Origin of the sequence: Sphingomonas oligoaromativorans, from assembly GCF_011762195.1 — a bacterium.
In the GTDB taxonomy this organism is placed as follows: domain Bacteria; phylum Pseudomonadota; class Alphaproteobacteria; order Sphingomonadales; family Sphingomonadaceae; genus Solisphingomonas; species Solisphingomonas oligoaromativorans.
This window is the reverse complement of the sequence record NZ_JAASQK010000006.1, coordinates 80,709-100,859: the sequence shown is the minus strand read 5'-3', so window position 1 is coordinate 100,859 and position 20,151 is coordinate 80,709. Positions and strand designations below refer to the sequence as shown.

The window sequence follows — 20,151 nt, the reverse complement described above, 5'->3', positions numbered from 1 at the left end:
GTCCTCATGGGGGCCACTCCGCCAGCCTAGCCGGCGGCCGCGGGAAGGTCGACCGGTTCGGCGAGGCTAGCGCCCCATCGCCTCCGCCGTCAGCCGGGCGAAATGGGCCTTGAGCCGGGGCACCGCGAAATCGGCGAAGGCGCGCACCTTGGGCACCTGAAGCCGCCCCTGCGGCGCGATCAGGTGGACGGGCAGCGGCGGCGCCTCGGCATCGGCGAGCAGGATACGGAGCTTCCCCTCCCTCAGTTCGTCGGCGATGTGATAGGAGAAGATGCGCGTCACCCCCCGCCCCTCCACCGCGCTCGCCACCGCGCCCCGGATGCTGTTGATGAGGAGGCGCGGCGCGAACTGCACCGTGCGCGGCACCGAGGAACCGGGCAGCGGCGGGAAGCTCCAGCTCTCCAGCCCGAAATGCGTCATGGCGACGATCTGGTGCTTGGCGAGATCGGCGGGCTCCTCGATCAGCGGGTGCTGCTCCAGATAGCGCGGCGCCGCCACCACCACGCGGCGCACCTCGCCCACGCGGACCGCCACCAGCGTGGAATCCACCAGATTCTGGATGCGCAGCGCGAGGTCGATGCCCTCGTCGATCAGGTTGGCCGGGCGATCGAGGAAATAGAGGCGGACGTTCACCGCCGGATATGCATCCATGAAGGCGTCGACGATCGGCCTGAGCACCGTCTCGCCCGCCGCCACCGGCGCGGTGATGGTGAGCAGCCCGCGCGGGGCCGAGCGCTCGCCCGCCGCGATGATGTCCGCCTCCTCCAGATCGGTCAGCACGCGGCGGCAGGCGACGGCGTAGCGCTGCCCCGCCTCGCTGAGCTTGAGCGACCGCGTGGTGCGGTGGAGCAGCTCCGCGCCGACATGGTTTTCGAGGAAGGCGATCGCCCGGCTCACCGCCGCCGGGGACTTGCCCAGCCTGCGCCCCGCGCCCGCGAGGCTCCCCTCGTCGAGGGTGGCGACAAAGACCTTCATCGCGTCGATGCGATCCATCAGCGTTCCGTGGAGCGGAGGAATGACCCCCGCTTCATAGGAATTGTCTCGCCCGGCGACAATCAGCGCCGCGTGGCGTGCGCCGTGAAGCCCAGCGTGACGAGCGGCGACAGCAGCCCGAAGGCCAGCACCCAGCCGATGAAGGCGAGCAGCCCGCCGCCCGCCATCATCGCGGCGGCGAAGGAAAGCGCCAGCAGCGTCGCGCCCACGCCCTTCGCCTGCCGCCGCCGGCGCGCGGAAAGGCGGAAGCGTTCGGCGACGCGGCGGCTCGCCATCGCCAGCGACAGGGTCGCCGCCAGCATGAGCAGCAGCGCCCCGATCATGCCACCGCCGCCCGCTCGCGCCGCATCGCGCGGAGCTTCGGGCGCCAGCCCCGGCGCGCGGCATGGCCAAGGCCTGCCGCCAGCAGCAGCGCGGTCAGCCCGACGCCGAGGCCCGGCCCGTCGGCCCGCGCCGTCCCGCAGGCGATGTCGACCAGCGGGATCGCCGCGCACGCCGCCGCCGAGAGGGTCAGCAATTCCGTCCATGCCCGCTCGGGCCTGCGGATCGCGCCGAACAGCAACACCGCGCCCCATGTCCAGAAAACGGCATGGACCTCCGCCATCTGCCGTCCCGCCATCGCCACGGGCAGCAGCCGGTTGGCGAGGAAGAAGGCCGCGAACGCCGCCGGCGTGCCGCCGACGAAGCCGACATTGAGCCGCTCGACCAGCGCGAAGCCCCGGCCCCGGCGACGCTCGCGCCGCTTGGCGGTCCACAGGATCAGCCCGGTCGCGATCAGCCCGGTCAGCATCCAGCCGGAGATGAAATAGAGCCAGCGCGACAGCGCGCCCGCGAAACGCGCGGTGTGCAGGCCGTAGAAGGCGTTGAACACGCTCAGCACCGGCCGCCGCTCGACCTGTTCGGCGAGGATGCGGCCGGTCGTCCCGTCGAAGCTGATGACGTGGTGGGCGATCTGGAGCCGGTCGTCATCCGCGCTGGTGACGCTGATGACCGCCGACGCATCGCCCGGATCGATCACCGAGATGAGGCCGATATGCCCCCCGATGCGCTGCTCCGCCCGCCGCAGCAGCGGCCCGATCGGCACCAGCGGCGCGGGCCGTCCGGTGGCCGCGCGCGTCACCTCGGCCGGATAGAGATCGCGGCGCAGCGCCGCCTCGTCGCCCCGATAGCCGGCGATCGCGCCCCACGGCATCAGCAGGTTGGCCAGCGTCAGCGCGCCGGTGAACGAGATCAGCAGATGGAAGGGCAGGGCCGCGACGCCGAGCAGATTATGCGCGTCGAGCCAGCTCCGCTGCCCCTTGCCCGGCCGGAAGGTGAAGAAATCCGCGAAGAAGCGCCGGTGCGCGACGATGCCGGTGATGATCGCCAGCACCATCAGCATCGCCGCCGAGGCCGACAGGATGCGCCCCCACGGATAGGGAAGCTGCAACTCGAAATGGAAGCGGTAGAAGAACTCGCCGCCCAGCGTGTCGCGGATGCCCGCCGGGCTGCCGGTGCGCGGATCGAGCGCGCGCGTCACATAGTCGTTGCCATCGAGCCAGAGCGCCTGCGTGGTCGAGGAGCGATCGTTCGCGGGCTGGAGATACCAGGCCGGCGACTTCGCGGCATGGGCGGAGAGCCAGCCGATCGCCGCCTGCGTGGACTCCACCGGATCGACGGCGGCGCGCGCCACTTCGGGGCGTGCCCAGCTTCCGATCTCGGGGCGGAAGACGGCGAGCGTGCCGGCCAGCGCGATGGCGAGCAGCAGCCAGCCGATGACGAGGCCGGACCAGTCGTGCAGCCACGTCATCGAAGGGCGGAAGCCGGGCTTCACGGGCGCCACCCCGCCGCCCACGCGATGCCGCCGAACAGCGCCGCCGCGATCAGGATGCCCGCCCATGCCCGCGCCGCGCTCTTCGCCCAGAAGCAGCCCATGGCCGCCACCGGCAGCGCCAGCATCCCCGCCAGCGCGCCGGCCGTCCCCGCCTCCTCGCGCGCGATCGGCAGCGCCACGCCGAGCGCGATGGCGACGAGCGCCGCCACCGCATAGCCCCCCGCCAGCGCCGCCGCGACCCGCGCCGCGACGCCGAGGCGGTAGCGCACCGGCAGGGCGCGCGCCTTCGTCACCAGCGATAGCCGATCGTGCCCTGCACTGTGCGGCGCTGGCCGTACCAGCACCACGAATATTGGGCGAGGCAGCTCGTGAGATACTTCTTGTCGAAAATGTTGGTGGCGTTCAGGCCCAGCTCGAGGCCCTTCAGGCGCGGGCTGACCTTGGACAGATCGAGCCGCATCAGCGCGTCGAACACCGTGTAGGAGGGGGTGCGGAGCGGACGCGTCGTGCCATCCGTGAAGGTGTAATAATCCGCATAGACGCTGTCGACATGGCGCACCGCGCCGCCGATCGCGAAGCCCTCGGCCGGACCGGATTTGGGCGCCCACTCCAGATTGGCGGAGACGCCGCCGCGGGCGGTCGAGTCGAGCGGCTGGCCGATATGGGCGGGCACGACATCGTCCAGAACCTTCACGCTCTGGCGGCTGAAGGCCACCTTGGCGTTGAAGCCGTAGGGCAGCGATCCGCTCGCCTCCAGCTCCACGCCGCGCGAGCGCACGCGCCCGGCCTGATGATAGCTGAAATTATTGTCCGGCACCGCGACGTTGGTCTGGTGGATGTCGAACCAGGCGCCGGTGAGCAGGATGTCGGTGCCCGGCACCTGATATTTGGCGCCCGCCTCGATCTGCTTGCCGAGCGAGGGCTTGGCCAGCGTCCCGTCGGACAGCACGCTCGCCTGCGGCTCGAACGAGGTCGAGTAGCTGACATAGGGCGCGATGCCCCACTGCGTCTTGTAGAGCGCGGCCGCGCGCCAGGTGAACTTCTTGTTGTGCTGCACCTGGGTGCCGTCGGTCTGGCGCGTCCAGTCCTGCCGGCCGCTCAGCGTCACGCGCAGATCGCCGACCGAGATCTGGTCCTGCGCATAGACGCCCTGCTGGCGTTGGTGGACGTCGGTGAATTGCGCCGCCGCCAGGCCCGTGTCGAAGGGCGGACCATAGCCCGGCACCTCATAGGGATTGGCCGGCGTCGGCATCGTGCCATAGACGGGGTTGAACACGTCGATCGGCGTCGCCGTGCCGAAGGCATACAGTTCGGCCGAATGCGCTACCTGCCGATCGACGCCGATCAGCAGCGCATGGTGGAGCGGGCCGGTGTCGAACTGGCCGCTCAACTGGTTGTCGTAGGTCCAGTTGTTGAGCTGCTCGTGCGTCGCATAGGAGGCGCGGGAATAGAGCGTCGGCGCCGGATCGGTCGCGTCGACGGGCGCGCCGCTGGTGTAGACGATGCCGAGGTCGCTCTTCACATATTGGTAGCGGCCCGAGGAGCGGAACGTCCAGCCGCCGCCGAAATCATGGCGCAGGATATAGGTGATGCCCGCCTGCTTGCGGCTGAAATAGTCGCCCGGCTCGCCGCCGTAGAAGCGGGTGGAGATGCGCCCGTTCGGATTGTCGACCAGCGTGCCCAGCGTCGGGAACACGCCATAATTGCCGTTGGACGGATCGTGCGAATAGGCCGCGAGCACCGTCAGGCTGGTCGGCGTGCCGTCGCCCACCGTGACCGCGCCCGACACCGTCTGGCGGCGGCGCTTGCCATAGGTCTGCTGGTCGTGCGCGCCGTTCACGCTGCCATAGAGCCGCCACAGCACCTTCTGGCCCGCGCGACCGCCGACGTCGGCATCGATACGGTAGAGATCGTCATTGCCATATGTGGCGGACATCGCGCCGTAGAAATCGCGCGCGATCGGCAGCTTGCTCTCCTCCGCGATGAAGCCGCCGGGGCTCGACGCGCCATAGAGCGCGGAGGCCGGACCCTTCACGATCTCGATCCGCTCCAGCCGCGACACGTCGACCTGCGGGGCAACATAGCCGCTCGGGCTGCCGAACTGCTTGAGGCCGTCGAGATAGACCGGCGCGTCGAAGCCGCGCAGCTTGAACTGGTCATAGACCTCGGCCGACGCGCCGCGCGTCTCCGGCGTCACGCCCGAAACGAAGCGCAGCGCCTGGTTGAGGTTCTGAAGGCCGAGGCCGGCGATCTCGGAGGCGTCGATCACGCTGATCGACTGCGGCGTCTCGATGAGGGGCGTGTTGCTCTTGGTGCCCGAAATCGCCTCGGTCGTCGGGCGGTCGCCGGTGACCACGATCTCCTCTGCGCTCGATCCGCCATCGGCGGCGTGCGCGGCCCCGGCCAGCAGCGCGGAGGCGGCGATGCCGGCAAGCAGACCGGACCGGCGGACGGACATGAACATGAATCGAATACCCCTAGTCACCTGTGTGTGATCGACGGGGCGCGCTATACATTAATGATAGCTATTCGCAATAGCGCGATTGCCAAATCATAGGACAAAAGCCGGGTCCACCCGCTCGACCCGCCGGACGAGGCCGGGCAGGCACATCCCGAGCGACAGCGCGCGATAGACATAGCTGGCGAGCAGGGCGGCCCAGACGCCGACATCCCCGAGGCCCCTGAGCGCGGCGTCGGTGGCGAGATAGGCGACGGTCACCGCCACCGCCGCGTTGCGCAGCACCCGGCCTCGTGTGGCGCCGATGAAGATGCCGTCCAGCAGCCAGCTCGGCGCGCCGAGCAGCGGGATCAGCGCGCACCAGGGCAGCATCGCCGCCGCCTGCGCGCGCACCGCCGGATCGCGGGTGACGAGGTCGATCAGCACGCTCCCACCCAGCGCGATGAGCAGGGTGAAGACCAGCCCGCCCGCCAGCGAGAACTCCCCCGTCAGCCGCACCGCGCGCAGGAAAGCCGTCCGCGATCCCGCCCCCACGGCCGCGCCGACCCGCGCCTCCGCGGTGAAGGCGAAGCCGTCGAGCACGAAGGCGCTGACGCTGACGAACTGCATCAGCACATGGTTCGCCGCGAGCGGCACCGCACCGAGCCGCGCCCCCGCCCGCGCGAACCATGTGAAGAGGATCAACAGCGCCAGCGTGCGGATCATGATGTCGAGATTGACCGCGATCAGCCGCCGCATGGCCGCGAACGCGAACAGCCCCTCCCCCTTCAGCATCCGCCACCAGCCCGCGCCCAGCACGCGATGCACCGCGATGAGGCCGACGCCGAGCGCGCTCCATTCGGCCAGCGCCGTCCCGATCCCGACGCCCAGCGCCCCCATGTGCAGCCCGCTCACGAACAGCAGGTCGAGCGCGATGTTGAGCCCGTTCATCAGGAGCTGGCAGCCAAGCGCCAGCCGCGTCCGCCCCATGCCGAGCAGCCATCCGTTGATGACGTAGAAGCCGAGCGCGCCCGGCGCCCCGAAGAATCGCGCGGCGGTGAAGGCGTGGGCCGCGCGTTCGGCCTGTTCCGGCACGCTCATCAGCGCCAGCGCGGCGGGCACGATCAGCCCCGAAAAGGCCAGCAGCAGCGCCCCGATCGCCACGCCCAGCACCAGCCCGCGCAGCAATGTGGCGGGCACCTCGCGCATGTCGCCGGCGCCCTTGGCCTGCGCGGTCAGCCCCGTCACGCCCATGCGCAGGAAGCCGAAGGTCCAGAAGACGAGGTTGATGACGGTGACGCCCAGCGCCACGCCCGCCAGAGCGCCGGCATCGCCGGTGCGCCCGATCACGGTCGCGTCGACGATGCCGACGAGCGGCACCAGCGCCTGACCGAGGATGATCGGCCAGGCCTGGGCGAAGATGGCGCGGCGGGAGAGCGGTTCCATCACCGCGCCATAGCCCGGCGGACCGCCTTGCCGGAAGACGGCCCGCTTGGGGGCGTCAGAATTCGGCGGTGACGCCGAAGGTGAAGGTGCGGCCGCTGGTCGTGTAGACCTCGGTGCGGTCGGCCTTCAGGTCGGTGAACTGCTCGATCGCCTGATTGGTGAGGTTGATGCCCTCGACCACCAGCTTCAGGCGCGGGTTGATGTTGAAGTGCGCCTGCGCGTCGACATTGTTGGTGGCGCGGATGCCGTCGCCGACATTGCCGCCGCTGCCGCCGCTCGTCAGATACCGGCTGCGGTACGCGGTGGAGATGCGGGCGCCCCAGCGGTCCGTGTCGTAATAGAGGGTGGCGTTGGCCGCCCATTTGGACAGGTTGAACAGCGGGATGCGCACCGCAGCACCGCTGATGATCGCGGACTGGTGGCCGTCGAAATAGGTGCCGTTCACGTTGATGCCGAGATGCCTGAGCGCGCCCGGCAGGAAGTCGAAGTCGTGCTGGAACGACGCCTCGACGCCCTTGATGTCCGCGCCCGGCCCGTTGATCGGGCGGCTAACGTCGAAGATCGTGTCCGCCGTCTCGCCCGGAATGAGCAGCGACAGCGGCAGGCCGGTCTGGCTGTAGGGAAGCTGCGTCGTCGTCGGCGTCGTGAAGCTGTCCATATGCTTGTAGAAGAAGCCCAGCGACGCGAAGCCCTTGCCGCCCATGTAATATTCGAGCGAGCCTTCCACCGAGGTCGCCTTGTAGGGCTTGAGGAAGGGGTTGCCGAAGCTCACCGAGCCGCCGTTCGGGCGGGTGGTGATCGAGCCCGCCGCCGCGAGATCGCCGAGCGCCGGACGGTTCACGTTGCGGCTGACGCTGAGGCGGCCGATCAGGTTCTTCTGGATGTTCACCGCGAGGTTGGCCGCGGGCAGCCAGCCATGGCTGTGCGTGGTGATCGACACCGGCACCAGCGTCGTCACGCCGTTCACCGGCGCTGTCAGGTGGCCCGACGACACCAGCGCGGTGTCGTAATAGCGCACGCCCGCATTGGCGCGGACTTCCATGCCGAACAGCCAGGTATCGAGATCATATTGGGCGTATCCGCTCCATGTCTTCTCGTCGACGCGATAGTCCGAACCCGCCTGGAGGAAGGCGGCGTTGAGGTTCCGCGGATCGCCGATCAGCGAATAGATGCCGTCGATGTCGCCGCCGACATAGGGGATCAGCGAATCCTTATCGATCACCTGCTTGAGCGAATCCGGGATGATCGTGTCGGTCGGGACGTTGTGGAAGACCTTGTTGTTGTACTGGTATCCGCTGTTGGTGAAGTGCTTGTACTCGCCGCCGACCTCGAAGTTCGAGGCGTCGCTCAGCTTGTAGTTCGCGGCCAGCTTGCCGTTGGCATATTTGTTGGTGATGGCGTTCTCCTGCGTGTCGAGACGCATGAGCTGCCACTGGGACGGATCGGCGACGTCGAAGCCGTAGGTGTTGGTCGGGATGGTCGGCTGGTTGTCGAAGCTGAACGCATGGTTCTGCGATTCCAGAAACACCTTGTCGAACACCGGCTGGCGGAAGTCGGACTGCTCATAGCCGCCGAGCGCGCTGAATTTCAGCCGGTCGGTCGCCTGCCAGCTACTGGTGAGAGCGCCCTGATAGAAATCGGTGTGGTTCTTGACGATATGGTGTTCGGAGCGCTGGTCGACGCCGGTATAGCTCGCCTGCTCCAGCGTGTTGCCGACGATCGTGGCGGACTGGATCACCTGCGTGCCGCCGACCGGGCTGCCGGTCAGCGCATTGCTGCCGGCGGCCGCGATCGCCCAGTCGTCGCGATGGTCCTGCATCCGCCCGTAGAGCAGGTCGAGGTCCACCTTCAGGCTGTCGCCATGATATTGCAGCGCGCTGGTGACGCCGAGGCGCTTGCGATCGGTCCACCAGGTCGAGGGCGATTCCGCCTGGGGCGCGTAGATCGTGCCCGATTCCAGCTTGGCGGCGGTGGCGGCGTCGATGCCCGGCCCGATATTGGCCGGGTTGTACTTCACCTGCCCCCAGCCCCAGTTGCGATAGCCATATTCGTTGCTCTTGATCTCGGAGTAGGCGACCGAGACGAGCGCGCCGAAATCGCCCCAGCGATCGGATGCCAGCGCCACCACGCGCGGCGTCACGCCGCTGGTGTTGGTGTTGGTCTGTCCCTTGGCGGAGACGACGAACTTGGCCCCCGCATAGTCGAAGGGCTTGGCGGTGTAGAGCTGCACGGTGCCGGCGATGCCGCCCTCGTCCTGATCGGCCGAGTAGGACTTCTGCACCGATACGCGGTTGAACAGCTCGGAGGCGAACAGGCTGAAGTCGAACGAGCGCGAGCGGCTCACCGCGCCGCGATTGTCCATGCCCGATGCGGTGTTGCCGAGCACTTCCATGCCGTTCAACTGGGTGCGCGTGAAATCCGGGCCAAGGCCGCGCAGCGTGATCTGGCGGCCTTCGCCCGAATCCCGGCTGATGGTGACGCCCGGCACGCGCTGGAGCGATTCGGCGAGGTTGAGATCGGGGAAGGCCGCGATGTCCTGCGCGACGATATCGTCTTCCGAGCCGACCGCCATGCGCTTGTAATCCTGCGCGATCTTGAGGCTGGCGCGATAGCCGGAGACGATGATCTCGTCCGGGTTCGCCGCCGCGTCGTCATGGCCCTGCTCGATGCCGATCCCGATCGCCGTGTCAGTGGCCGCCACGCGCTCGGCCGACGCGCGGCGCGGCATAGGGCGGGGCTTGAGCACCACGATATTGCCCGAGACATGCGGCGTCAGCCCCGTGCCGGCGAGCAGGATCGAGAGCGCCTCGCGCGCGCTGTGCTGGCCGCTGACGCCCGCCGTGCTGCGCCCCTCGACCGCCGAAGGCGGCACCACCACCTGCACGCCCGTCGCCTGCGAGAAGGCCGAGAGGCCGCCGCGCAGATCGCCCGCGGCGATGCTGAAACTCGCCGGCTGGCCGAGATCGCCGTCCGCCGCCTGCGCCGCCACCGGCGTGGCGATGCCGCCCACCGCCAGCGCCAGCGCGAGGCTGTTCATCGAGAGTCCGTTGAAGCGTTGCATGGATATGTCCTCCGCTCGACCGCCGTTCAGCGGCCCCGAGCGGAAGACGGGCGCCTCCACGAAACCCGGACAAAAGAATTTTGTGTGATTTTTCAGTCTCTTTTACGTCAGTTCCGTGACGATCAGGAACGCAGTTCGAGGCGCAGCCCATCCGCCTCGCGCTTCACCCGGAAGCCATAGGCGTCCCCGATCGCATCGAGCAGCATGGCCGGATCGTCGAGCCGGAAGCGGCCGGCGATGGACATGTCGGCCAGCGCCGCCGGCGGCGCCAGCACCACCGGCCCACCCTGCCGGTTGAGCGCCTCCACCACATCGCCGAGGCGCATCCCGTCGGTGTCGAGCCAGCCCTGCCGCCAGCCTTCGCGGGTCACATCGAAGCGCCAGGGCTCGGAGGCCGCCCCCTCGCTGAAGCGCGAGCGCCAGCCGGCGCGCACCACCTGCGCGGAAGGATCGCCAGAGGCCCGCCCGAAGCGCACCGCGCCGCGATAGACCGCCAGATCGACCCGCCCGCGCGTCAGATCGAGATCGAAGGCGGTGCCGAGCACGCGCGCGCTCGATCCGCCGGCCTCGACCGTGAAGGGCCGCGCCGGATCATGCGCGATGTCGAAATAGGCCTCGCCCGCCGTCAGCGCGACCGTCCGTCTGTCCGGCGCGAGGGTGACGTCAACGCGAGTCGCGCCGTCGAGCGTGAGCGTCGATCCGTCGGCCAGCTCGACGGTGGCGCGCTCGCCGCGCGCGGTGGCGAAATGCTCGGTGCGGATCGGCGCGGGGCCGGGCCGGAGCCCCCACCAGCTTGCCCCGCCGATCGCGAAGACCAGCGCCAGCGTGCCCGCCATGCCGATCCGCTGCCGCCGGCGCGCGCGCATGGCGTGGACATCCGCGTCGGACAGCCGCTCGAAGCCGATCGGATCGGCGAGCGCCTCGGTCAGCGCCGGGTCGGACAGCAGCGCCCTGGCCGCCGCGTCGCGCGGGGTGGTGACGGGACGCGCGCTCATCGCCCGCCCTCCAGCGCGAGGCCGCGCTTCTCCAGCGCGCGGCGCAGATCGGCGACCGCGCGGGTGACATGCTTCTCCACCGCCGAGCGTCCGATGCCGAGCGCCTCGGCGACGGTGGCGGCATCCTGCTCGTCGAGGCGGCGGCGCAGGAACACCTCGCGGCGCAGCGGCGGCATCGCGCGCAGCGCCTGCCGCAGCACGTCGACCCGCTCGCGATAGCCCAGAATCTCGTCGGCGCGCGGCGCGGGGCAGGCGATCGCCTCGGTCGGCTCCTCGGTCAGCGGCGCGGCGCGGCGGCGGCGGACATGATCGCGGATCAGGTTGCGCGCCACCGCGAAGCAGAAGGCGCCGACATCGGCCACCGTCCGCGTCCGGCTATAGTCGTAGAGGCGCAGGAAGGTCTCCTGCACGATGTCCTCGCTGTCGGAGCGATCGCGCAGCCGGCCCTCGATGAAGCGCTGGAGCGCCGGATGCAGCGCGGCATCGACCGCCACCGAACGGCGGGCCGCAACGGAGCTATACTCGTTCATGCCGACACCACCGGGCACATGCCAGGCCGCCGGCCAGCCACTCTCATCATGGCGAAGCGTCCCCCTGGATCGATTCTCTGGCCGATTATTCGGGGCACCTAGGGCCGCTGCATGAAACTCCCGTGACAACGGGGCTGGCGGGCGGGCGACTTCGCTGCCATCGGGCGCGCCTGCCACACCGAAGACGGGACATGCCATGCGCCTCCTCGCCGCCGTCGTCCTCGCCGCCACGCTCGCCACGGGGGCCTTCGCGAAGGAAGCGCAGCCCGCCTTCAGCATCGGCGCGATCGCGGACTGCCAGTTCGCGGCCGAGCCCAACGCCCCGCCCCGCCTCTACGACACCGCGCCGGGCAAGCTCGAAGCGGCGGTGGCGGACTTCAACCGGCGGAAGATCTCCTTCGTCGTCCATCTCGGCGACTTCATCGATCGCGACTGGGCGAGCTTCGACACGCTGATGCCGATCACCCGGAAGCTCCGCCATCCATGGCATTTCGTGCTGGGCAACCATGATTTCGCGGTGGACGACGCGCACAAGCCGCAGGTGCCCGCGCGGCTGGGGATGCCGGCGCGCTATTACAGCTTCGAACAGCATGGCTGGATGTTCCTCGTCACCGACGGCAACGGGCTCTCCAGCTATGGCTGGTCGGCGGGCAGCGCGGAGCTGGCCCACAGCATGGACGTGCATCAGCGCCTCTATCCGCAAGCGCCGCTGTGGGACGGCGGCATCGACGAGGCGCAGATGCGCTGGATCGACGCCCGGCTCACCGACGCCGACCGGCGGGGCCTCAAGGTGATGCTGTTCAGCCATTTCCCGCTCTGGCCGGAGAACCCGCACAATCTCTGGAACGCCGCCGAGGTCCGCGCCCTGCTCGACCGGCACGCTTCGGTGAAGATCTGGCTCGACGGCCATAATCACGAGGGCAATTACGGGGTGCGGAGCGGCATCCACTATCTCAACCTGAAGGCGATGCTCGACACGCCCGAGACGGCCTATGCCCGCCTCGATTTCTTCGCCGACCGGGTGGAGGTCCACGGCGTGGGCAAGCAGCCGAGCATGACGCTGAAGCTGCGCTGAGGTCTACCGGGCGCGATCCGCCTTCCTACATGAAGGGCCACACCTTGCCGGACGCCCGTTCCGGCGGCCTTTCAGGAGCGCGTATATGCCCCGGTTCTCGATCCTCGATCTCGTCCGCGTCGGGCAGGACTGGGGGGTGCGCGAAGCCCTCGACCGGGCGCGCGACCTCGCCGCTCATGCCGAGCGCTGGGGCTATACCCGCTTCTGGGTGGCCGAGCATCACAACATGCCCGGCATCGCGAGTTCCGCCACCGCGCTCGCGATCCAGCATATCGCGGCGGGCACCAGCACGATCCGCGTCGGCTCGGGCGGGATCATGCTGCCCAACCATGCGCCGCTCATCATCGCCGAGCAGTTCGGCACGCTGGCGAGCCTCTTCCCCGGCCGCATCGATCTCGGCCTCGGCCGCGCGCCGGGCACCGATCAGGCGACGCTGCGCGCGCTGCGCCGCGCGCCCGCCACGGCCGATCATTTCCCGCAGGACGTGCTGGAGCTTCAGGCGTTCCTCGCCCCGCCGGAGGAGGGCCAGACCATCCGCGCGACCCCCGGCGCGGGCACCGAGGTGCCGCTCTGGATATTGGGCTCCAGCACCTTCGGCGCGCAGCTCGCCGCGCATCTGGGGCTGCCCTACGGCTTCGCCTCGCACTTCGCGCCCGACATGCTGAACGACGCGCTGCGCATCTATCGCGACACGTTCCGCCCGTCGAAGCAGCTCGCGAAGCCCTATGCGGCGATCGGCGTCAACATCATCGCCGCCGACAGCGACGCGGCAGCCGAACGCCTCGCCACCACGCAGAAGATGTCCTTCGCCAATCTCTTCCGCGGCGCCCGCGGGCTGAGCCAGCCGCCGATCGACGATATCGAGGCCTATTGGTCCCCGATCGAGAAGGCGCAGGCGATGCGGATGCTGTCGCGCTCGATCGTCGGATCGAAGGAAACCGTGCGCAAGGGGCTGGAGATGCTGTCCTTCGAGACGGGCGCGGATGAGTTCACCATCGTCTCCGACGTCTACGACCATCAGGCCCGGCTCCGCTCCTTCGAGCTGATCGCCGAGCTGATGGCGGACCTGCGCTAGACGACCGCGCGCACGCCCAGCGAGGGCTGGGCGAGCAGGCCGGAGAGCACCGTCAGCGCATCCTCCAGCACCGCCCTGTCCGGCGCGACGCCGAGCGAGACGCGCACCGCCTCGACCGGCGGAGGGCCGACCGAGAAGGCCGTGCTGGGCACGATCCCCACGCCCAGCCGGTCGGCATGGTCGGCGAAGTCGGCGGCCCGCCAGTGCGCGGGCAGGCGCAGCCAGAGATGATGGCCGCGCGGATCGGCCGCCATGTCCTGACCGGCGAGAATGGCGGCGGCGAGCTTCTGCCGCTCGCGATTCTCGGCGCGGATGGCGGTGGTGATCGCGCGCAGCCGATCGTCCCCGATCCATTGCGAGGCGAGCGCCGCCGTCAGCGGCGAGGCCATCAGGTTGGTCGCGCGCAACACCCCCGCCAGCCGCAGCGCCTGCGCGCCGCCCGGCGCCACGACATAGGCGATCCTCAGCGCCGGCGTGGCGCATTTGGACAATGTCGCGACATGCCAGGTGATATCCCCCGCGATATCCGCGAAGGAGGGGATCGGCTGGTCGAGCAGCGGCGAATAGGGATCGTCCTCGACGATCGCCACCCCGAAGCGCCGCGCGATGGCGACGAGCTGGCGCCGCCGCTCCTCCGGCATCGTGGCGGTGGTGGGGTTGTCGATCGCCGGGATGACGTAGAGCGCGTGCGGCGGCGTGGTGCGGCAGGCCTCCTCGAACGCGTCGGGGATGATCCCCTCCCCGTCCATCGCGAGCGGCATCAGGATCAGGCCGGTCTGCGCCGCGATCGCCTTGAGCCCCGGATAGGTGAGCGCGCCCGCCGCGATGCGGTCGCCGGGGCGGAACAGCGTCTCGCACAGCGCGAACAGGGCGCTCTGCGCGCCGCCGGTCACGAGGATGCGGCTGGCGGGCACCGCCTCCATCCGCGCCCTGAGCCAGGCCGCCGCCGCCATGCGATCCGCCTCGGCGCCGGTGCTCTCCTGATAATGGAGATGCAGCATCCCGCGCGGGCTCGACAGGAGCCGGGCGATCCCTTCCGGGATGCGGGTGCCGAGCTGGGCCGCCACCGGCTGCGGCGGGATGTTCATGCTGAGATCGAGCCGGGGCGCCCCGTCGAAGAAGCGGGCCGGCTCCTGTTCCAGATCCTCGCGGATGAAGGTGCCGCGACCGGCATGGGCGTCGACCAGCCCGCGCCGCCGCGCCTCGTTGAACGCGCGCGTGACGGTGGTGAGATCGACCTTCAGCGCCTCGGCGATGGCGCGCTGCGAAGGCAGGCGGTCGCCCTGCGCCACCCGCCCGGAGCGCAGGTCCGCCTCCAGCGCCTCCACGATGCCCAGATATTTCATCCGGGCATTCTCGACGAGCCTCGGTTGCCAGGACGGCATGGCCGCTATCTCACAGGGCTTTTCAGCATGGGGCGTGGCTAACACGCCATACCGGGGCACGCAAAGGCCGGGCCGTCACTCGTGGGCCATGGCGTGCTCGGCGGACATCTGCATCGGCATCATGTTGAGATTGGCGTTGTGCATCACCCACAGCGATCCCGAGACGAGGATCGCGATCAGCGCGGCGGTGAGCAGGAAGATCACGCTGTTGCCGCGCTGCGAGGGCGCGCTGCCCAGATGCAGGAACAGCACGAGCTGCACGAGGAGCTGCACCACCGCGAGGCCCACGATCGCCGGCAGGATCATCGCGTGCGGCACCGCCCCGCTCATCACCGCCCCGAAGGACAGGCCGGTCAGCGCCAGCGAGAGCAGGAAGCCGATGGTGTAGGAGGCCAGGCTGCCATGCGCGCCGTCGTCGGCATGGGGCTGGGAATGGGCGGTCGACATCACAATACCCCGCGCAGATAGACGAAGGTGAAGACGCAGATCCACACCAGATCGAGGAAGTGCCAGAACAGGCTGAGGCAGGCGAGCCGGCGGCGGACGATGCCGTCGAGGCCATAGCGCGCCACCTGATGCATCATCGTCACCAGCCACAGCAGGCCCGCGGTGACATGCAGGCCGTGCGTGCCGACCAGCGTGAAATAGGCCGAGAGGAAGGCGCTGCGATCCGGCCCGGCATGCTCCGCGATCAGGTGGGTGAACTCGCGCACCTCCATCCAGATGAAGCCGGTGCCGAGCAGGAAGGTCGCCAGCAGCCAACTGATGACGCTCTCCGTCTTGCGCGCGGCCATGTTGAGCATCGCCACGCCGAAGGTGAAGCTGCTGACCAGCAGGATCAGCGTCTCGCCCGCCACATAGGGCAGGTCGAACAGCTCCTTGCCGGTCGGGCCGCCGGCATAGCTGGAGGCCAGCACGCCGAAGGTGGCGAACAGGATCGCGAAGATGAGGCAGTCGCTCATCAGGTAGATCCAGAAACCGAGGACGGTGTTGCCCCCGGCATCATGGCCATGGCCGTGATCGCCATGGCCCGCGTCGATGGTGGTAACCGGGCTGCTCATCTCAGGCGGCCTTCTTCAGGAGGGCGTAGCGCGCATTCTCGATCGCCTCGACCTCGGCGGCGGGCACCCAGTAATCGACGTCGCGATCATAGGCGCGGAACAGGAAGGTGCCGATCACGCCGAGCAGGCTGACGCCGGCGATCGCCCACATGTGCCACACCATCGCGAAGCACAGCACGAAGCCGAACGCCGAGATGATGAAGCCCGTGCCCGTGTTGCGGGGCATGTGGATGTCCTCATAGCGGGTCGGCTGGATGAGGTTGCGGCCGCTTTCCTTGTCCGCCCAATGCTGCTCGACCGAGCTGATCTCGGGCAGCACCGCGAAGTTGTAGAAGGGCGCGGGCGAGGCCGTCCCCCATTCCAGGCTGCGCGCGTCCCACGGGTCGCCCGTGAGATCGCGGTTCTGCTCGCGGTCGCGGATGCTGACATAGAACTGGATCAGCAGCGACAGGATGCCCATCCCGATGATGACCGCGCCGATCAGCGCGACGATCAGATAGGGATGCCAGTCGGCATGGTCATAATGGTTCATGCGCCGCGTCATGCCCTTGAAGCCGAGCAGATAGAGCGGCGTGAAGGCCAGCCAGTAGCCGACGAGCCAGCACCAGAAGGAGACCTTCCCCCAGAACTCGTTGAGGGTGAAGCCGAACACCTTGGGGAACCAGAAGCTGATGCCCGCGAGGCAGCCGAACACCACGCCGCCGATGATGACGTTGTGGAAGTGGGCGACGAGGAACAGCGAGTTGTGCAGCACGAAGTCCGCGCCCGGCACCGCCAGCAGCACGCCGGTCATGCCGCCGACCGCGAAGGTGACCATGAAGCCCACCGTCCACAGCACCGACGTGTGATAGCGGATGCGGCCGCGGAACATCGTGAACAGCCAGTTGAACAGCTTCACGCCGGTCGGGATCGAGATGATGCTCGTCATGATGCCGAAGAAGGCGTTGACGTTCGCGCCCGAGCCCATCGTGAAGAAGTGGTGCAGCCACACGAAGAAGCTCAGCACGCCGATCGACGAGGTGGCGTAGACCATCGATTTGTAGCCGAACAGCGGCTTGCCCGAGAAGGTGGGCACGATCTCCGAGAAGGCGCCGAACGCCGGCAGGATCAGGATATACACCTCCGGGTGGCCCCAGACCCAGATGAGGTTGATGTACATCATCGCATTCCCACCAAGCTCGTTGGTGAAGAAGTGCATCCCCAGATAGCGGTCCGCCGTCAGCAGCGCGAGCGTGGCGGTCAGCACCGGGAAGACGGCGACGATCAGGATGTTGGTGATGAGCGCCGTCCAGGTGAACACCGGCATCTGCATCAGCCTCATGCCGGGCGCGCGCATCCTCAGGATCGTGACGATGAAGTTGATCCCGGTCAGCGTCGTGCCGAGGCCCGATATCTGGAGCGACCAGATATAATAGTCGACGCCCGTGGTCGGGCTATATCCCAACTCCGAGAGCGGCGGATAGGCCACCCAGCCGGTCGCCGCGAAGTCGCCGATCCACATCGACGCCATCACCAGCACCGCGCCGAACGCGGAGAGCCAGAAGCTCAGCGAGTTGACGAAGGGAAAGGCCACGTCGCGCGCGCCGATCTGGAGCGGCACGATGACGTTCATCAGCCCGAGGATCAGCGGCGTCGCCACGAAGAAGATCATGATGACGCCGTGCGCCGTGAAGATCTGGTCGTAATGATGCGGCGGCAGGAAGCCGGCGGCGTCGTTGGCGGCGAACGCCTGCTGCAGGCGCATCATGATCGCGTCCGCGAAGCCGCGCAGCAGCATCACCAGCGCGAGGACGATATACATCACGCCGATCTTCTTGTGATCGACCGACGTGATCCAGTCCCGCCACAGCGGCCCCCACAGGCGGAAATATGTGAGTGCGGCGAGCACCGCCAGCCCTCCGAGCGCGACCACCGCGCCCGTGCCCATGATGATGGGCTCGTGCCACGGGACCGCATCGAGCGTGAGTTTTCCGAGCATGTGATGTTTACTCCGAGGCCGTGGCGTCGTGGCGCATGGCCATGGCCTTCATCGGCGTGGCGCCTTGGTTCGGGGCGGCCATGTACTGGTTGACGATCCCGTCGAAGAGCCCCGGCGAAACGCGGCCGTAAATGCGGACCGGGTTCTTCTCGCTGGGCTTCGCAAGCGTGGCGTAGCTGCCCTTGTCGAGCGTCAGCGGCGAGGCCGAGGCCTGCCCCACCCATTGCTGGAAGCCGCGCTCGTCGGTGGCGATCGTGTCGAAATGCATGTCCGAGAAGCCGGGGCCGCTGAACGCCGAGGACAGGCCGCGATAGGTGCCGGGCTTGTCCGCGATCAGGTGGAGCTGCGTCTGCATCCCCGCCATCGCGTAGACCTGGCTGCCCAGCTCCGGGATGAAGAAGCTGTTCATCATCGACTGCGAGGTGAGCTTGAAATCGATCGGATGGCCGGCCGGGATCGCCAGCCGGTTGACCGAGGCGACGCCGTAATCGGGATAGATGAACAGCCACTTCCAATCGAGCGCCACCACTTCGACGCGGACAGGCGTAGCCTTGGATTCCAGCGGCCTATAGGGATCGAGCGTGTGGGACGTGCGCCAGATCAGCACGCCCAGGAAGGCGACGATCATGCAGGGGATCGACCAGACCACCAGCTCGATCGCGGTCGAGTGATGCCATTTCGGCTGATAGTTCGCGCGGGTGTTGGACGCGCGATAATGCCACGCGAAAACCAGCGTCAGGATGATGACCGGGATCACGACCAGCAGCATCAGCCCGCTCGCGATCAGGATCAGCGACTTCTCCTGCTCGCCGATCGCGCCCTGCGGATCGAACAGCTCGAAACGGCAGCCGCCCAGCGCCAGCAAGGCGAGCGGAGCCAGCTTGCGCCTCGCACGAAGCACTCCGGCTGAGGTCTTGAATGTCACCACGGCAATCCTTCGATGCATCCGGCACGGCCGGCCGCATCTCCGGGCCGCCACAAACCGAATCGACGGGAGGGCGATGCCCTTTGCATGGGCCGATATCCATGCATGCATACATTTGCAATGATTGTCTGGATGCAAAACCGGCATCGAAGCCGGACGTAATTTGCAATTACCCGTACAAACTCACAGAATTACGCGCAATTCCGTATTCAGCAGTGCCACAAATCCATACAATATGAGCATATGACTCGATATAAATCCCTACAATTCAGGGATGGCCCAGCCTTGTCCGGCATCGAGCGTGCGGAAGCGACCGGGGGCGATCCCGTTGGCGGCGAGCGTCTCGTCCAGCCGCCTGGGCGGATCGTTGATCGGCTCGCTGCCCAGCTCGAACGTGCCCCAATGGACGCCCAGCGCATAGGCCGCGCCGATCTGCCGGAAGGCGGTCACCGCCTGCTCGGGCATGATGTGGTTGCCGGTCTGGCGGCCGGTCATGTGATAGGGCGCGATCGGCAGCAGCGCGAAGCGGATCGGCGCGGCGCCCTTCGCCTCCGTCGCCCAGCGCATGTCGCCCGGCCCGGTGTCGCCGGCATAATAGACGTCGCCCCCCGGCAGCCCGATGCGGAAGCCCACCCACAGCGCCCGGTCCATGTCGTCGATCCAGCGTGCGCTCCAGTGGTGCGCGCGGGTGAGCGTCACCGTGATGCCGGGGCGGATGGGGAAGCTCGCGCCCCAGTCGCCGGCCTTCGCCTCGATATGATGCTCCGCGATCAGCCGGTCATTGCCGAGGCCGGTCAGGATCGTCGGATGGTCGCGCCGGGCGAGATAGCCGAGCGCGCGCATGTCGAGATGGTCGTAATGGTTGTGGCTGATGAGGATCAGGTCGATCGGCGGCAGATCGTGCAGCCGCACGCCCGGCTTGCGCACCCGCTTGGGGCCGACGAGCTGGACCGGCGAATCCCGCCACGCCCATACCGGATCGATCAGGATGTTGAGCCCCTGCGTCTGGAGCAGCGTGGTCGCGTGGCCGATCCAGGTGACGCGCATCGCCATGCCCTCGACGCGCCTCGGCGGCACCGTCTGCTGCACGGGCACCTTGGGCCAGAAGGGCTTGTGCGTGCGCCCCGTCGCGATGCGGACGAAATCGGAGGCGTGATAGTTGCGCGGCCCGCCCGTGCCGGACTCGCCATCGGGATTGAAGAAGCGCTGGCCGTCGAAATGATCGCTCGCCGGCCCGCGATAATAGACGCGGGACGGCGGCGTATGCTTGCGATGGACGCAGCCTGCGAGGATCAGCGAGCCCAGCGTGACGGCCAGAACAAGACCCCGGCCCCGGACACTCCTCATGCGCCGCTCCATCCAAGAGAGAGGGCGCAT

Annotated in this window: 17 protein-coding genes; 2 read left to right on the top strand and 15 right to left on the bottom strand. The window is 68.4% G+C overall.

The features are described from left to right. Positions 1-66 precede the first annotated feature (66 nt). From FHS98_RS13120 to FHS98_RS13080, 9 genes are all read right to left on the bottom strand, one after another. Complete coding sequence (locus tag FHS98_RS13120) at positions 67-993, bottom strand: LysR family transcriptional regulator (RefSeq protein ID WP_167105701.1); 927 nt, start codon at positions 991-993, stop codon at positions 67-69. A 62-nt stretch (positions 994-1,055) separates the two neighbouring features. Beyond that, the gene (locus tag FHS98_RS13115) at positions 1,056-1,316 is read right to left on the bottom strand and encodes a hypothetical protein (protein WP_167105698.1); all 261 of its coding nucleotides are present in this window, start codon (positions 1,314-1,316) and stop codon (positions 1,056-1,058) included. Then, complete coding sequence (locus FHS98_RS13110; protein ID WP_341786067.1) at positions 1,313-2,815, bottom strand: PepSY-associated TM helix domain-containing protein; 1,503 nt, start codon at positions 2,813-2,815, stop codon at positions 1,313-1,315. The genes FHS98_RS13115 and FHS98_RS13110 overlap by 4 nt, the downstream gene beginning before the upstream one ends. Continuing rightward, on the bottom strand, positions 2,803-3,099 hold the full coding sequence (locus tag FHS98_RS13105; RefSeq protein WP_341786066.1) for a DUF3649 domain-containing protein: 297 nt from the start codon (positions 3,097-3,099) through the stop codon (positions 2,803-2,805). Before FHS98_RS13105 ends, FHS98_RS13110 begins: the two co-directional genes overlap by 13 nt. Further along, positions 3,096-5,270 carry a TonB-dependent siderophore receptor gene (locus FHS98_RS13100; RefSeq protein ID WP_167105695.1) on the bottom strand — a complete coding sequence of 725 codons (2,175 nt, stop codon included), beginning with the start codon at positions 5,268-5,270 and terminating at the stop codon, positions 3,096-3,098. Before FHS98_RS13100 ends, FHS98_RS13105 begins: the two co-directional genes overlap by 4 nt. A gap of 87 nt (positions 5,271-5,357) precedes the next feature. Next, on the bottom strand, positions 5,358-6,689 hold the full coding sequence (locus tag FHS98_RS13095; protein ID WP_167105692.1) for an MATE family efflux transporter: 1,332 nt from the start codon (positions 6,687-6,689) through the stop codon (positions 5,358-5,360). A gap of 55 nt (positions 6,690-6,744) precedes the next feature. Beyond that, positions 6,745-9,750 (bottom strand): TonB-dependent receptor, encoded by a 3,006-nt coding sequence (locus tag FHS98_RS13090; RefSeq protein ID WP_167105689.1) that lies wholly within the window; start codon positions 9,748-9,750, stop codon positions 6,745-6,747. 122 nt (positions 9,751-9,872) lie between these two features. Continuing rightward, entirely contained in the window at positions 9,873-10,745 is an 873-nt protein-coding gene (locus FHS98_RS13085; RefSeq protein ID WP_167105685.1) for a FecR family protein, read from the bottom strand. Then, entirely contained in the window at positions 10,742-11,275 is a 534-nt protein-coding gene (locus FHS98_RS13080) for an RNA polymerase sigma factor (RefSeq protein WP_167105681.1), read from the bottom strand. The genes FHS98_RS13085 and FHS98_RS13080 overlap by 4 nt, the downstream gene beginning before the upstream one ends. Positions 11,276-11,471: 196 nt before the next feature. On the opposite strand from FHS98_RS13080, the gene FHS98_RS13075 reads away from it, so the two are divergent. After that, a complete protein-coding gene (locus tag FHS98_RS13075; RefSeq protein ID WP_167105678.1) occupies positions 11,472-12,350 on the top strand; it encodes a metallophosphoesterase in 879 nt (292 codons plus the stop codon). Positions 12,351-12,435: 85 nt separating this feature from the next. Beyond that, entirely contained in the window at positions 12,436-13,425 is a 990-nt protein-coding gene (locus tag FHS98_RS13070; RefSeq protein WP_167105675.1) for an LLM class flavin-dependent oxidoreductase, read from the top strand. On the opposite strand, the gene FHS98_RS13065 is transcribed toward FHS98_RS13070, so the two are convergent. The 6 genes from FHS98_RS13065 to FHS98_RS13040 all read right to left on the bottom strand — a co-directional run bounded on the left by FHS98_RS13065 (position 13,422) and on the right by FHS98_RS13040 (position 20,121). After that, a complete protein-coding gene (locus FHS98_RS13065) occupies positions 13,422-14,810 on the bottom strand; it encodes an aminotransferase-like domain-containing protein (protein ID WP_167105672.1) in 1,389 nt (462 codons plus the stop codon). The two genes, FHS98_RS13070 and FHS98_RS13065, sit on opposite strands and share 4 nt — an antisense overlap. A gap of 75 nt (positions 14,811-14,885) precedes the next feature. Then, positions 14,886-15,257 carry a cytochrome o ubiquinol oxidase subunit IV gene (gene cyoD / locus FHS98_RS13060; RefSeq protein WP_167105669.1) on the bottom strand — a complete coding sequence of 124 codons (372 nt, stop codon included), beginning with the start codon at positions 15,255-15,257 and terminating at the stop codon, positions 14,886-14,888. Then, positions 15,257-15,871 carry a cytochrome o ubiquinol oxidase subunit III gene (gene cyoC / locus FHS98_RS13055; RefSeq protein ID WP_167105666.1) on the bottom strand — a complete coding sequence of 205 codons (615 nt, stop codon included), beginning with the start codon at positions 15,869-15,871 and terminating at the stop codon, positions 15,257-15,259. Before cyoC ends, cyoD begins: the two co-directional genes overlap by 1 nt. 1 nt (position 15,872) lies before the next feature. After that, positions 15,873-17,849, bottom strand: coding sequence for a cytochrome o ubiquinol oxidase subunit I (cyoB, locus tag FHS98_RS13050; protein WP_167105663.1), 1,977 nt, complete (start codon positions 17,847-17,849; stop codon positions 15,873-15,875). A 7-nt stretch (positions 17,850-17,856) separates the two neighbouring features. Continuing rightward, positions 17,857-18,774 (bottom strand): ubiquinol oxidase subunit II, encoded by a 918-nt coding sequence (gene cyoA / locus FHS98_RS13045; RefSeq protein WP_341786065.1) that lies wholly within the window; start codon positions 18,772-18,774, stop codon positions 17,857-17,859. Between the two features lie 261 nt (positions 18,775-19,035). After that, a complete protein-coding gene (locus FHS98_RS13040; protein ID WP_167105657.1) occupies positions 19,036-20,121 on the bottom strand; it encodes an MBL fold metallo-hydrolase in 1,086 nt (361 codons plus the stop codon). Between the last annotated feature and the right edge of the window lie 30 nt (positions 20,122-20,151).